11 protein-coding genes and 1 tRNA gene are annotated in these 13589 nt (G+C 73.7%); 4 read left to right on the top strand and 8 right to left on the bottom strand.

The annotated features are described in order from the left end of the window. Positions 1 to 88 precede the first annotated feature (88 nt). Positions 89 to 502 carry a Fur family transcriptional regulator gene (locus ACIQI7_RS17705; RefSeq protein ID WP_387750046.1) on the top strand — a complete coding sequence of 138 codons (414 nt, stop codon included), beginning with the start codon at positions 89 to 91 and terminating at the stop codon, positions 500 to 502. 63 nt (positions 503 to 565) lie between these two features. Here the strand turns inward: ACIQI7_RS17705 and ACIQI7_RS17700 are convergent, their stop codons facing one another. The 3 genes from ACIQI7_RS17700 to ACIQI7_RS17690 all read right to left on the bottom strand — a co-directional run bounded on the left by ACIQI7_RS17700 (position 566) and on the right by ACIQI7_RS17690 (position 6018). After that, entirely contained in the window at positions 566 to 2533 is a 1968-nt protein-coding gene (locus ACIQI7_RS17700) for a tetratricopeptide repeat protein (RefSeq protein WP_401110631.1), read from the bottom strand. 390 nt (positions 2534 to 2923) lie between these two features. Further along, a tRNA-Met gene (locus ACIQI7_RS17695) sits at positions 2924 to 2997 on the bottom strand. A gap of 63 nt (positions 2998 to 3060) precedes the next feature. Beyond that, positions 3061 to 6018, bottom strand: a complete 2958-nt coding sequence (locus tag ACIQI7_RS17690; RefSeq protein WP_401111033.1) for a UPF0182 family protein — start codon at positions 6016 to 6018, stop codon at positions 3061 to 3063. 251 nt (positions 6019 to 6269) lie between these two features. On the opposite strand from ACIQI7_RS17690, the gene ACIQI7_RS17685 reads away from it, so the two are divergent. Further along, a complete protein-coding gene (locus ACIQI7_RS17685; protein ID WP_401110628.1) occupies positions 6270 to 6842 on the top strand; it encodes a PPA1309 family protein in 573 nt (190 codons plus the stop codon). A gap of 81 nt (positions 6843 to 6923) precedes the next feature. Here the strand turns inward: ACIQI7_RS17685 and ACIQI7_RS17680 are convergent, their stop codons facing one another. The 4 genes from ACIQI7_RS17680 to ACIQI7_RS17665 all read right to left on the bottom strand — a co-directional run bounded on the left by ACIQI7_RS17680 (position 6924) and on the right by ACIQI7_RS17665 (position 10179). After that, positions 6924 to 8033 carry a PDZ domain-containing protein gene (locus ACIQI7_RS17680; protein ID WP_401110625.1) on the bottom strand — a complete coding sequence of 370 codons (1110 nt, stop codon included), beginning with the start codon at positions 8031 to 8033 and terminating at the stop codon, positions 6924 to 6926. Positions 8034 to 8075: 42 nt separating this feature from the next. Next, complete coding sequence (locus ACIQI7_RS17675; RefSeq protein ID WP_387750031.1) at positions 8076 to 8267, bottom strand: hypothetical protein; 192 nt, start codon at positions 8265 to 8267, stop codon at positions 8076 to 8078. Between the two features lie 212 nt (positions 8268 to 8479). Continuing rightward, entirely contained in the window at positions 8480 to 8920 is a 441-nt protein-coding gene (locus ACIQI7_RS17670) for a molybdenum cofactor biosynthesis protein MoaE (RefSeq protein WP_401110622.1), read from the bottom strand. A 110-nt stretch (positions 8921 to 9030) separates the two neighbouring features. Continuing rightward, positions 9031 to 10179, bottom strand: a complete 1149-nt coding sequence (locus ACIQI7_RS17665; protein WP_387750025.1) for an NAD-dependent epimerase/dehydratase family protein — start codon at positions 10177 to 10179, stop codon at positions 9031 to 9033. Between the two features lie 199 nt (positions 10180 to 10378). Between ACIQI7_RS17665 and ACIQI7_RS17660 the strand changes: the two genes are divergently transcribed. Further along, positions 10379 to 11893, top strand: a complete 1515-nt coding sequence (locus ACIQI7_RS17660) for a zinc-dependent metalloprotease (RefSeq protein WP_401110619.1) — start codon at positions 10379 to 10381, stop codon at positions 11891 to 11893. Further along, positions 11890 to 12507 carry an NUDIX hydrolase gene (locus ACIQI7_RS17655; RefSeq protein ID WP_401110616.1) on the top strand — a complete coding sequence of 206 codons (618 nt, stop codon included), beginning with the start codon at positions 11890 to 11892 and terminating at the stop codon, positions 12505 to 12507. Before ACIQI7_RS17660 ends, ACIQI7_RS17655 begins: the two co-directional genes overlap by 4 nt. Positions 12508 to 12624: 117 nt before the next feature. Here the strand turns inward: ACIQI7_RS17655 and ACIQI7_RS17650 are convergent, their stop codons facing one another. Beyond that, positions 12625 to 13209, bottom strand: a complete 585-nt coding sequence (locus tag ACIQI7_RS17650) for a M48 family metallopeptidase (RefSeq protein WP_401110613.1) — start codon at positions 13207 to 13209, stop codon at positions 12625 to 12627. Positions 13210 to 13589 lie beyond the last annotated feature (380 nt).

Here is a 13589-nt window from a genome sequence, read left to right as displayed (position 1 = left end):
TATCCGGTCTCGATGACACGATCCTAACTTGGACTTTGTCCAAGTCAATACTGGAACCAATCTCGGAGCCTGACCTACTCTGGATGGCATGAGCGACCTGCTGGAGAGACTGCGCGCACGAGGCTGGCGACTGACCTCGCAACGCCGGGTCGTCGCCGAGGTCCTGGACGGCGACCACGTCCACCTCACCGCGGACGAGGTGCACGCCCGGGCGACCGCCCGACTGCCCGAGATCAGCCGCGCCACCGTCTACAACACGCTCGGCGAACTCGTCGGCCTCGGCGAGGTCCTGGAGGTCGCCACCGACGGCCGCGCCAAGCGCTACGACCCCAACGCCCACCGCGCCCACCAGCACCTGATCTGCTCGGGCTGCGGCGCGATCCGCGACGTCCACCCGCACGGCGACCCGCTCGCCGCCCTCCCCGCCGCCGAACGCTTCGGCTTCACGGTCACCGCCGCCGAGGTCACCTACCGCGGCCTGTGCCCGAACTGCCGCCCCTGACCGCGTAGTTGCGCGACCAGCGCGGCGCTCGGCGCGCCCAGCGGCGCCCGGCCCGACCGGGGGCTACGCGCTCAGCTCGGCGCTCAGCGCGCCCAGCAGGCGCCCGGCCCGCTCGGCCACCTCGGCCGGCCCGGAGTCGATCGCCCGCCGGCACCAGTTCTCCGCGTGCACCGGCTCCCCGCGGCGCAGCGCCAGCAGCGCCAGGCGCAGCGCCGCCCGGCCGTGCCCGGCGTCGGCGGCCCGGGTGTACCAGAGCATCGCCTCGGCCTCGCTGTCCTGCCGGGCCAGCAGCAGCCCCAGGTTGAACGCCGCGCTGCGGCTGCCCGCCTCGGCGGCCCGCCGGTACCAGCTCTCGGCGATCTCCAGCGCCCCGCGCTCGGCCGCCCGCACGCCCATCCGCACCTGCGCCCGGCGGTGCCCGGCGTCGGCCGCCACCGCGTACCAGTGCTCGGCCTCGGCGTCCGCGTCCCCGCGCCGGTCCAGCAGCGAGGCCAGCCGGAACGCGCCCTCAGCCGACCCGCCGGCCGCCGCCTGCCGGTAGCGCTCCAGCGCCCCGGCCAGGTTGCCGCGCTGCTCCTGGACGACCGCGAGCTGCAGGGCCGCCTCGCCGTGCCCCTCGGCCGCGGCCCGCGCGTACCACTCCTGGGCCTGCCGGTGCTCGCCGCGCCCGGCGTGCAGCACGCCGAGGTTGAACGCGCCGTCCACGCTGCCGGCCTCGGCCGCCTTGGAGAACCAGGGCTGGGCGCCGGACTCGTCACCGCGCTGCAGCAGCACCACGGCCAGCGCGTTGCAGGCCTCCCGGTGCCCGGCGTACGCGGCCCGGCGGTACCACTGCTCGGCCTGCTGCTCGCGGCCGGTCCCGGCACAGAGCAGGCCGAGGTTGAAGGCGCCGTTCTGGTCGCCGGCGTCCAGCGCCACGCGGTACCAGTGCTCGGCCGCGGCGGCCTCGCCCCGGCTCGCGTGCAGCGCGCCCAGCGCGTTGGCGGCGTTGCCGTCCCCGGCCTCGGCGGCCTCCTGCCACCACTCGGCGGCGGCCGCCTGGTCCCCGGAGTCGCGCAGCAGGAAGCCCAGCGCGCAGGCCGCGCGCGGCTCCCCGTTCTGCGCGGCCTGCCGGTACCAGCGGGCCGCCTCCTCCAGCAGCGACCCGTCGGTGCGGGCCCGCTCCTCCAGCAGCACGCCCAGCCGCAGCGCGGCGCGGGCGTGGCTGCGCGCGGCGGCCGTGCGGTACCAGGTCTCGGCGGTCTCCTTGTCCCCGGCGGCCTCGCGCATCCGGGCCAGCCGGTAGGAGGCCTCCCGGTGCCCGGCGTCGGCGGACACCTTGAACCAGCGCTCGGCGCGCACGTCGCGCCGGTGCTCCATCAGGTCGCCCAGCGCGTAGGCGCCCAGCGGGTGGCCGTGGTCGGCGGCGAAGTGCAGCCAGTACTCGGCGGCCTCCTCCTCGCCCTGGTCGCGCAGCTGCAGCCCGAGCGCGTGCGCGGCCGGCGCGCTGCCGGCCACGGCCGCCTGGCGCCACCACTGGCCGGCCTCGGCCCGGTGGCCCTGCTGGTGCAGCAGCACGCCGAGGTTGTTGGCGGCGGCGCGCACCCCGGCGGCCGCGGCGGCGCGCAGGTAGGGCTCGGCGTCCTCCAGTTCGCCGCGGCGCAGCAGCAGGGTGCCGAGCCGGCCGGCGGCGTCCGGGTCGCCGCCGTCGGCGGCCTGCCGGTGGCGGGCCTCCAGGGCGGCGGACTCGCGGGCGGCGAGGGCGGTCTCGAAGCTGGTCGAGTCGAGGCCGGCCGGGTCGAGCGCGGCGCCGGCGGCCTGCTCCGCGCCGGGCCGCTCCCCGTACGCGCCGACGGCGGAGGCGAACTGACGGGTCGACACGTGGACGAGGCTGTCGGGGCCGTAGCCCGCGGTCGGGGGGCGTTCGGACAGTCCGCTGGTGCGCTGGGCGGGCAGGGCTCCGGGGCGGCTGGCGGTGCTCTCCGCCCAGGCGTCGGTGTCCGCCTCGGCGGCCGCCGCGGACCTGGCGCCTGACTTGCCGATCAGCCTCATGCCGACTCCCGCTCCCCCAGAGTGTCGCGGCATCGTGCCCCGGCGCGCGACCGGGGGGACTCCCAGGAGAGGCGCCGGACCCGACGGCCGGTCAGCGGCCGTGCGCCGTCCCCCATGTGTCCCATCGTCGCATCACCCAGTACCCGCGTACACCTGCCCCGGCCGAATTCCGGCGGGGCCGACCCGAAGCCGACGAAATTGCTTCGGCGCTTTGTCGATTTCCCGACACTTCAACCTCACAAACCCCGCTGCCGTCCTCCTTGGCGACGGTCGATAGTACCGGAGCGGTTCCCGCCGCTTCGGGACGAGGAACGCCACGGGAGCGGCGGGCGGACGGCGGGGGAAACACCAGAGGCCCGGAGGAAGGATCCTCCGGGCCTCTGGCCTTTGTAGCGGGGACAGGATTTGAACCTGCGACCTCTGGGTTATGAGCCCAGCGAGCTACCGAGCTGCTCCACCCCGCGTCGGTAGTTGAACTCTAGCACGGACGCGGGGTGGAACGGAAAACGGTCGCCGCAGCTCAGCGGCTACGGCTGCGGGCTGGGCGCTCCGCCGCCCGTGGCACCCGGGGCGGGCGTGCCGGTCGGGGCGGGCGCCGGGCTGCCGCCGCGGGCCGCCTCGGCGGCCTTCAGGGCGTCGCCGAGCGCCTTCTGGGCGTTGCCGTAGGCCACCCAGTCACCGTTCTTGAACGCGGCCTGGCTGTCGTTGTACGCCTTCTCCGCGTCCGAGAGCGCCTTCTGGAGCTCCGGCGAGATCGTCCCGCCCGGCGCCGGCGTGGCGGGCGCGGTCGGGGTCGTCGGGGTGGTCGGGGTGCCCGGCGTGGACGGCACGGTCGGGGTGGTCGCCGGGGGCGCCCCGCCGAACACCTTCTTCAGCGCGGCCTCCAGGGTGTCCTCGAACGCCACGTTGTCGTCCCCGTACACCGCCAGGACCTTCTGCATCGTCGGGTACTTGGCCCCGCGCCCGCGCACGTACACCGGCTCGATGTTGAGCAGCCCGCCGCCGACCGGCAGGGTCAGCAGGTTGCCGTACTCCAGCTCGGCGTCCCCGCCGCTCTTCAGCGCGAAGATCTGCGAGGCCACCTCCTGGCGGGAGTTGAACTTCGACTGCACCAGGCCGGGGCCGGGGGCGCCGCTCTCGCCCGTCATCTTCAGGACGCGGATCTTCCCGTAGTCGTCGCCCGGATCCGCGTTGACGGCCATGAACGCCGCCAGGTTGGGCCGCTGGTTGGGCACGAAGGTGCTGGTGAGCGAGAAGCTCGCGGCGTTGGTGTCCGGCATCCGCACCGTCACGTAGTACGGCGGCTGGACCTGCTTGGTGTCGCTGGTCGGGTCCACCGGGACCTGCCAGATGTCACTGCCGTTGAAGAAGGAGTTGGCGTCGGTGACGTGGTACTGGCCGAGCAGGTCGCGCTGCACCTTGAACATGTCCTGCGGGTAGCGCAGGTGCGGCAGCAGCGTCTGCGGGATGTCCGCCTTCGGCTCGACGGTGCCCGGGAACGCCTTCATCCAGGTCTTCAGGACCGGGTCCTTCTCGTCCCACTGGTAGAGCTTCACCTCGCCGGTGTAGGCGTCCACCGTGGCCTTCACCGAGTTGCGGATGTAGTTGACCTGGTTGGCGACGGTCAGCAGCTCACCGCGCTGGTTGGTCAGCGAGTCCTTGGTGGCGGCGCCCAGCGTCGTCTTCGACGAGAACGGGAAGCCGTCCGAGGTGGTGTAGCCGTCCAGCACCCACAGCACCCGGCCGTCCTGCACCACCGGGTACGGGTCGGCGTCGATCGACAGCCACGGGGCGACCTTCTCCACCCGCTCCTTCGGCGTCCGGTTGTAGATCACCTTGGCGCCGTCGGTGATCGCCCCCGCGTAGAGGATCTGCGGCTCGGCGAAGCGCACCGCGTACGCGGCCCGGGTCAGCGGGTTGTCCAGCGAGACCCCGCTGCCGCCGGAGTAGGTGTACTCGGCGTTCTGGCCGGTCTTGGGATCGGTGTAGTCGATCTCCTTGTTGGCGCCGCCCACGATCGAGTACGTGGTGGTCTTCTCGCCGTAGTAGATCCGCTGCTGGTAGTCGCCCAGCGTGCCGGTGGCCGGCAGGCCCGACTCGGTGAACACCGGCTGGCCCTTGTCGTCGACCTGGTTGCCCTTGGCGACCACCGCACCGTAGCCGTGGGTGTACTTGAAGTGGTCGTTGATCCAGTTGCGCTGCACGCCGTTCAGGTCGAGCTCGCGCAGGCCGATCACGCTGTCCTGCTTGCCCTGCCCGGTGCCGTAGCGGTCCACGTCCAGCGTGTTCGGGAAGGCGTAGTAGTTGCGCTGCTGCTCCAGCGACTGGAACGCCGGCGAGACCACGTTCGGGTCCAGCAGCCGGATGTCCGCGACGGTCTGCGCGTCCGGCTTGAGCGCGTCGGCGTTGGTGGTGCCCTGCGGGGTGTACTGGGTGGTCTGCGCGTCCGCGATCCCGTACGCCTGGCGGGTGGCGTCGATGTTCTTCTGGATGTACGGCGTCTCCTTGGCCTGCTCGTTCGGCTTGACCTGGAACTGCTGCACGATCGCCGGGTACAGCCCGCCGATCAGCACCGCCGACAGCACCATCAGCCCCAGGCCGATCAGGGCCGGGGCCCAGGTGCGGCGGATCGGGGTCAGGAAGAACAGCACCGCGCAGATGATCGCGACGAAGAACAGGATGGTCTTGGCCGGCAGGAACGCGTTGGCGTCCACGTAGCGCAGGCCGGTCCAGCCGGAGACGCCCTTGTACGCGCCGGTCTTCACCGCCAGCGCGTACCGGTCCAGCCAGTACGCGACGGCCTTCAGCAGCACGAACACGCCCAGCAGCACCGCCAGGTGCCCCTGCGCGCCCGCGCTCGCCCGGCGGCCCGGGCCCTGGAGCCGCAGCCCGCCGTACAGGTAGTGCACCAGCGCCGAGGTCAGCAGCGAGACGATCACCGCGCTGAACGCGAAGCCCAGCACGAACTCGTAGAACGGCAGGTCGAAGGCGTAGAACGAGACGTCCATGCCGAACTGGGAGTCCTTCTCACCGAAGGAGGTCGAGTTCGTCCACATCAGCCAGGTCCGCCACTGCCCGGAGGCCGCTGCCCCGGCCACCAGGCCGATCACCAGCGAGATCCCGATCAGCGCCCAGCGCTTGAACGGCGCCAGCCCGGCCCGGTAGCGGTCGAGGCTCTGCTGCTCCACCGACATCGCCGACAGCGGCGGCCGCAGCCGGTGCGCCAGCCAGACGTTGAAGCCGACGATCACCGCCATCAGCACGCCGAACACCGCGAACAGGCCGACCTTCGTCCACAGCTGGGTGGTGAACACCGAGGAGAAGTGGACCGACCTGAACCACAGCCAGTCCGTCCAGAAGCCCGCGAACATGACGAACAGCAGGAAGAGCACCGCGAGCACGCCCAGGGTCAGCAGGGCCACCCGCGCCCGCCGGGAGGGCGGGCCTACCCTGCGCCGGAAACCCGGCCCTGAGCGTTCGGGCATCTGGAAGACCACGGTGGCACCTCGGCTGTGTCGTCTGAATGGGTCCGGTCGTCAGAGAAACTTAACCAGGCTTTGGCCGAGTTCCCACCGTTAGCAGACGGTTACGACATCCGACCGCACCCGGCCGTCGCCGCCCCGGCCCCTCCGGCTACCCCGGCCGCCTCCCGACCCGCCTCCCCGCCGTCCCCCCGACCGCCCTCCCGGCGCACCGCCCGGCGAGCGCGGCCCGCCCGGCGTGTGAGGATTGAGGCATGTCCGACGCGTCTGATCTGAACAACTCCCCCGACGACGTCTCCAAGCTCCCGGCCGCCACCCCGCTGACCCGGGCCGCGCTGGAGATCGACGAGTACGCCGCCACCCTCGGCTGGGACCTCCCGGCCCGGCTGTTCGCCCTGGTGGACAGCGCCGCCCTGCGCAAGGCCAACCCGAAGATCGCCAAGCAGCTCGGCCTCGCCGAGGGCGACCAGGCCGGCCTGACCCCGATCGAGCAGGACGAGCTGCCGGCCGGCATGGAGCTCGACAAGTTCCTCGGCACCATCGCCTGGCCCGACTCCGTGGCCGGCTGCGCCCTGGTCGTCGAGCGCCTGATGCTGCCCCCGGGCGCCGAGCAGTCCCGCCCGCGCGGTGCCAGCGACGCCCAGCTCGCCGAGTGGGTGGCAAACCACCCCAAGCGCGAGGAGGTGCGGATCACCGCCGCGGTGCTCCGCGACGGCAAGAAGGAGATCGCCCTGCGGCTGCGTTCCAAGGACGTCGCCCGCGAGGTGCTGACCGGCCCCGACCTGGTGCCCGGCCTGACCGACGCGCTGCTGGCGACCTTCGCCTGACGCCTTCCCCGGCAGCTGCCGGCGGCGGCCGGCGGCCGCTGTCCGGCGGCTGCTTCGCCGCCACCCGGCCGCTGACGGCAGCTACTCGGCCGTGCAGGACGGCAGCGCGGAGGTCTGCCCGGAGCGGACCTGCTCCAGCGACTTCAGCGCGCCGTCCAGCGTGTCCGTCCTGATCAGGGTCAGCCCGGACGGGACGTTCTTGCCCGCCTCGGCGCAGTTCGAGGACGGGGTGAAGAAGTACTCGGCCCCGGCGTCCCGGGCGGCGATCAGCTTCATCGAGATGCCGCCGATCGGGCCGACCTTGCCGTCGTCGTCGATGGTCCCGGTGCCGGCCACGAACTTGCCGCCGGTGAGGTCGCCGCCCGGGGTGAGCTTGTCGATGATGCCGAGCGAGAACATCAGGCCGGCGCTCGGGCCGCCGACGTCCTGCAGGCCGATGTCGATCTGGAACGGGTAGGTGTGCCGGATCCCGGTGCCGATGCCCACCACCGCGAGCTCGGCCCGCTCGGCCGGGGCCTTGGGGTCGAGGTCCTTGGCCCGTACGGTCGGGACGGCGACGTCGGTCCGCCCGCCCGCCGCGGCGGCGCCGTTCGCGTCCTTGACCCGCGGGACGACGGTGAAGACCGCCGACTCGCCCGGCTTGTGCTTGGTGACGGCCGCGACCACCTGCTCGACCGAGCCGGCCGGCACGCCGTCCACGGCCACGATCTGGTCGCCCGCGTGCAGCCGGCCCTCGGCCGGGGCGCCCGCGGTGACCGACTTCACGATCAGCTCGCTGCCGACCGGGATGCCCAGCTGCTTGAGCGCCGCGGTGCGGGCGCTGTCCTCGGAGGAGGCGAACTCCTCGGCGTTCTGCTTCTTGGCCTCCGCGTCCGACTGCCCCTTGGGGTAGACGTTGTCGTGCGGCACCACCAGCACGTCGTCCCGCAGCCAGCCGACCACCGCGTTGACCAGGCTGGGCTCGTACTTGGCCCCGGTGACCTGGACGGTGGTCATGTTGAGGTGACCGCTCGTCGGGTACGACTCGTGCCCGCTGATGCTGATCACCGGCTTGCCGCCCTGGCTGCCGAGCGTGTTGTACGTCGGCCCCGGGCTCATCTCCGTGTACGGCACCTTCATCAGCACCGAGACGCAGAGCAGCGCTATGAGCAGCAGGGTGGCAGCGAGCATCGTCGCGGAGCGGCGTGGCATGCCTCGACAGTACGGGACCCGCCTCGAAGGGCGCCCGCCGGGCTACCTGCCGGAGCCCTCACCGGGGGCGGCGGTGCCCGCGGTGGTGCGCTCCATGGCGGCCATGAAGCGCCGGTGCTCGGCGAGTGAGGCCGGGTCCCCGGTGGCCCGCGGCTCCCGTTGGGCCCACACCGCCCAGAGGCCGGCGGCGATGCCGGCGACACCCGGAATGATCAGCCAGGCGAGCGCACCCATACCAGTACTCCCAGCTCGTCGTGTCTATGAGCAGATTAACCACTCCGGCGGACAACGCGGCCGGCGCCGTCCGGGTTACGGGACGGCCGATCGGCTCACTTCCAGGGAGTATTCGCAGCGCCGTCGCGGACCCGTTGGAGTGAGGGCCCGGCGCGCCTGCCCCGACGGACGCGCGAGTCGTGCCTCCCGGTTCCGGCGCGCCGCGACCGGTCTCAGCAGCCGCCGGCGCCGACCCACTCCTCCTCGCCGTCGGCGAAGACCTGGTGCTTCCAGATCGGCACCTCGTGCTTGAGGTCGTCGATCAGCCGGCGGGCGGCCGCGAAGGCCTCGCCGCGGTGGTCGCAGGAGACGGCGACGATCACGGCCCTGTCACCGATCCCCAGCCGGCCCACCCGGTGGACCGCGGCGAGCGCCCGGACCGGGAAGTCCGCGGCCACCTTCTCGGCGATCCGGCGCATCTCCCGCTCGGCGGTGGGGTGGCAGCTGTACTCCAGCACGGAGACCGACTTGCCGCCGTCGTGGTCCCGGACCGTCCCGACGAAGACGGTGGTGCCGCCGGCCGCGTCGTCGCCGACCGCCTCGTACACCTCGTCCAGCGAGAGCGGGGTGTCGCGGACGGCGAGCAGCCGGATGGGGTCGTGGTTCTCGGACATGACCCCATGATTGCCCATCCGGGACGGTCCGCGGCAAGAGCCTTCCGCATCCCGACGGGAAGATTTCGCATCGTGAGAAGCGGCGCCGGTCGACCGGCTCGCGCGGCCGGTCAGAACCTCCGCCGCTTACGGGCCCGGCGCACCAGCGCCGCCGTACCGACCAGCGCCACCGTCGCCCCGGCCGCCCCCAGGCTGGTCGCCGCCTCCTTGCCGCCCAGCCGGCGCCCGGCCACCGCGTGCTTGCCCGACACCTGCTCCAGCAGCTCGGCCAGCACCCGCTCGTTGGTGTGCGCAGGGCGCCAGCCCGCCTCGTGCAGCCGGCTGCCGGACACCACCCACGGGTACATCGTGTACGCGAGGTCGCCGGCCGGGGCCGGGGTCAGGCCCAGCCGGTGCAGCCGCGCCGCCGTGCCCAGCGCCAGCGAGGCCGGCAGCTCCATCCGCCGGATCCCGGACAGCCGCTCGACGTCCTCCTGCTCCAGCCAGCCGTCGCAGCCGACCGTCACCTCGCCCTCGACCAGGCCCAGCGCCGCGTACTCCAGCGCCGCCGCCAGGTCGTCCACGTGGCAGAACTGCCAGCACGGCCGGGAACCGGCCACCACCAGCAGCCGCGGCGCCTCGAAGTGCCTGGTCAGCACGGTGTCCACGCCGGGGCCCACCACCACGGCCGGGCGCAGCACCGTCACCTGGAGGCCCGGGTGGGCGCGCGGCGCCCGGCGGGCCAGCCGCTCGATCTCCAGCAGGTCCCCGACCAGCGAGGCCTCCTCGGTGGCCCGCAGCTCGGAGTCCTCCGCGAGCGGCACCTCGTTGTCGGCCAGCGCGCCGTAGACCATCGCCGAGGTGCACAGCACCACCCGGTGCACCCCGGCGGCCGCGGCCGCGGTCAGCACCGTCTGGGCGCCGCGCACGTTGTAGGCGCTGCGGGCCCGGGCGTCGGACTCCATGCCGAAGTCCATCGCCAGGTGCACCACCACGTCGACCCCGGCCAGCCGCTCGGCCACCGCCGGGTCGCGCACGTCGAGCACCCGCCACTGGACGCCCGGCACATCGCCGCGCCGGTCGTCCACCGCGAGGACCCTGCGCACGTGCGGGGACGCCACCAGCCGGGCGGCCACCCGCTCGCCGAGGACCCCCGCGGCGCCGGTGACCGCCACGGTCAGCGGCCGTCCGCCGTAGGCTGGAGACGGCGGCGCCGTGGTGTCCGGCGCGTCCTCTCCTCCGGTCAGCCCAGAGCGAACGTCCGAGGGCGGGGAACTCACCGGCCATCCTCCACGGTTAGCTTTATGTGCGTACGGACGTGTGTCACGTACGTCCATCCTGCCCGAGGCGAAGGCCCGGCGGTGCACCCGGCGCGGGCCTGCCGCACGGGAGCCGTCCCCGAGTCCCCCACTCCGCCGCCGCCCCGGGCGCAGACTTTTCCGCCACACCCGCATGACGGCCGACCGGATCGAGGACCCCGTGAGCGACCTTCCCTTCGGATTCGGCGTTCCTCCCGAGGAGCCCGAGGACGGCAAGGCCAAGCCCGACGACGCGCAGAAGAAGAAGGACCAGGAGCAGTCCGGCAGCGGTCCGCAGCCGTTCGGCTTCGGCGGCGGCAACCCCTTCGGCGCGATGTTCGGGATGCCCGGTGCCCCGGGCGGCCCCGGCGCCGACAACCCCTTCGCCGCGATGTTCGGCGGCATGAACCCGGGCGACCTCGGCGCCGCCTTCCAGCAGCTCGGCCAGATGCTCTCGTTCGAGGGCGGCCCGGTGAACTGGGACCTCGCCACCAACATCGCCCGCCAGACCGTGGTCGCCGAGCCCGCCGAGGGCAAGAGCAAGGACCGCTCGGTCAGCGCGGCCGAGCGCTCCGCCGTCGTCGAGGCCGTCCGCCTGGCCGACCTGTGGCTCGACGGCTCCACCGAGTTCCCCTCCGGCGCCGGCACCGCCGTCGCCTGGAGCCGCGCCGAGTGGATCGAGGCCACCCTCCCGGTCTGGAAGGACCTGGTGGACCCGGTCGCCGAGCGGGTCGGCAACGCCATGGGCGGCGTCCTGCCCGAGGAGATGCAGGCCATGGCCGGGCCGCTGATGGGCGTGATGCGCTCGATGGGCGGCGCCATGTTCGGCACCCAGATCGGCCAGGCGCTCGGCGCGCTCGCCGGCGAGGTGGTCGGCTCCGCCGACGTCGGCCTGCCGCTCGCCCCGGCCGGCAAGGCCGCGCTGCTGCCCCAGAACGTCGCCGAGTTCGGCGAGGGCCTGAACGTGCCCGCCGACGAGGTCCGCCTCTACCTCGCCCTGCGCGAGGCCGCCCACCAGCGGCTCTTCGCCCACGTGCCGTGGCTGCGGGCCCACCTGCTGGGCGCCGTCGAGGCCTACGCCCGCGGCATCAAGGTCGACACCTCCCGGATGGAGGAGCTGGTCGGCCAGCTCGACCCGACCAACCCGGAGGCCCTCCAGGAGGCGCTGGCCGGCGGGCTGCTCCAGCCCGAGGACACCCCCGAGCAGAAGGCCGCGCTCGCCCGTCTGGAGACCGCCCTCGCCCTGGTCGAGGGCTGGGTCGACGCCGTCGTGCACGCCGCCGCCGAACCGCACCTGCCGCAGGCCGGCGCGCTGCGCGAGACCGTCCGCCGCCGGCGCGCGGCCGGCGGGCCCGCCGAGCAGACCTTCGCCACCCTCGTCGGCCTGGAACTGCGCCCGCGCCGGCTGCGCGACGCCTCCCGGCTCTGGGCGCTGCTCGCCGACGCCCGCGGCATCGAGGGCCGCGACGCGCTCTGGGAGCACCCGGACATGCTGCCCACCGCCGCCGACCTCGACGACCCGGACGCCTTCGTGCACCGGGGCTCCGCCGACGACCTGGAGGGCGGCATCGACTTCGACGCCTTCGACAAGCTGCTCGGCGAGGCCGCGGCCGGCAAGCCCGACCTCACCAAGAAGGACGAGCATCCGAAGGGCGACGAGGACGGCACCGGCGGAAAGGGCGAGCCCACCGCATGACGGCCACCGAGACGACCGCCACCGGGGCCGCCGGCACCGGAACCCCCGCCGCCGGCCTGCACGCGGACGCCGTCCGCACGCTGACCGGGTGGCGGCCCGCCGACCAGGACCAGGAGCGGCTGCGGCTCGACTACCTGGAGCACCTCGCCGCGCAGCCGGAGGGCCTCTACCGCTCCTGCCTGCCCGCGCACATCACGGCGAGCGCGGCGGTCGTCGACGCGGCCGCCGGGCGGGTGCTGCTCACCCTGCACCCCAAGGTCGGCATGTGGCTCCAGATGGGCGGGCACTGCGAGCCGGGCGACCGCGACCTCGCCTCGGCCGCGCTGCGCGAGGCCGTCGAGGAGTCCGGCATCCCCGACCTGGTGCTGCTGGAGAGCGGCGGCGCCCCGGTGCCGGCCAAGCTGGACCGGCACCTGGTCCGCTGCACCGGCAAGGACCGGCCGGAGAACACCCACCTGGACGTCCAGTACATCGCGCTGGCCCCGGCCGGCGCGCAGGCGCTGATCAGCGAGGAGTCGCTGGACCTGCGCTGGTTCGACTACGACCGGCTGCCGGAGCTCACCGACCACTCGGTGCGCGACCTGGTGGCCCGGGCACGGCAGCTCACCAGCTGAGGTGCGACACCGGAAGGGGGCGCGGACCTTGTCGGTCCGCGCCCCCTTCCGTCGTTCCTCCGGTCGAACCGACCGGCCTCCGGCTCACGCCGCCCCGGCCCTGATCCCGCCGCGGCCTCAGCCGCAGGAGGCCGCCGGATCCGGCCCGGCCGGACTCGGGGCCGCGTTCCGCGCGCCGGGGATGTGCGGCAACCGGGCGGCGGAGACCACGCCCTCCAGGTAGCCGCGGGCCCGCTCGGTCCGCGGATAGGCCTCCAGCAGGGCCCAGAACGCCGGACCGTGGTCCGGCACCAGCAGGTGCGCCAGCTCGTGCAGCAGCACGTAGTCCAGCACGTACTCGGGCATGCCCTGGAGACGGTGGGAGAGGCGGATCGTCCCCTCGCTGGGGGTGCAGGAGCCCCAGCGGGAATTCTGGTTGGTGACCCAGCGGACCAGGCTGGGCCGGGCGCGGGCATCCAGGTAGGCGGCCGACAGCTCGCGGGCCCGGGCCATCAGGGCCTCGTCACCGGGGATCCGCCGGGACTCCTGGGCGGCGAGCTTCTCCAGCATCTGCGCGACCCAGCGCTGCTCCTCGGCGTGCGACATCCGGGCCGGGATCAGCACGACGGTGCGGTCGCCCTCGCGGTAGGCGGAGACGGTACGGCTGCGGCGGGCGCTGCGCCGCACCTCGACCCGGCTGCGGTCGTGCGCCTCGGAGGACACGGCGCCGGTGGGCGGCGGCTGCGGCGGGGCCGGCCTCGGCTGCTGCCGCTGGTCCGGGCGCCCGCGCGTGTTCGGCGCCGCCACCTGCGACCCGGACGCGGCACGGGCACGCCGACGCGACGCCGGTGGATGGGAGTCCCGCTCGGCTGCCATGGCACACGACGTTACCCCGTACCACGGACAGAAGTCCGCTGCCATGGCCGGAATCTTTCATGGAGTGATCGGGAACGAAAAGTCGACGGCGGGTGTCCGGAAACCGACGCCGGGGAGGATGGCCGGTTATCCACAGGGCGTGCGAACGGATGGCGTGATCATATGCACGACCCTGTGGATAACTTTCCGCACGACACCGCCGCGATGGGGCAAGCTGCGGTCAGCCG

The organism is Kitasatospora sp. NPDC092039, assembly GCF_044756065.1.
Taxonomy (GTDB): Bacteria; Actinomycetota; Actinomycetes; order Streptomycetales; family Streptomycetaceae; genus Kitasatospora.
This window is presented reverse-complemented; position numbering and strand designations above follow the sequence as displayed.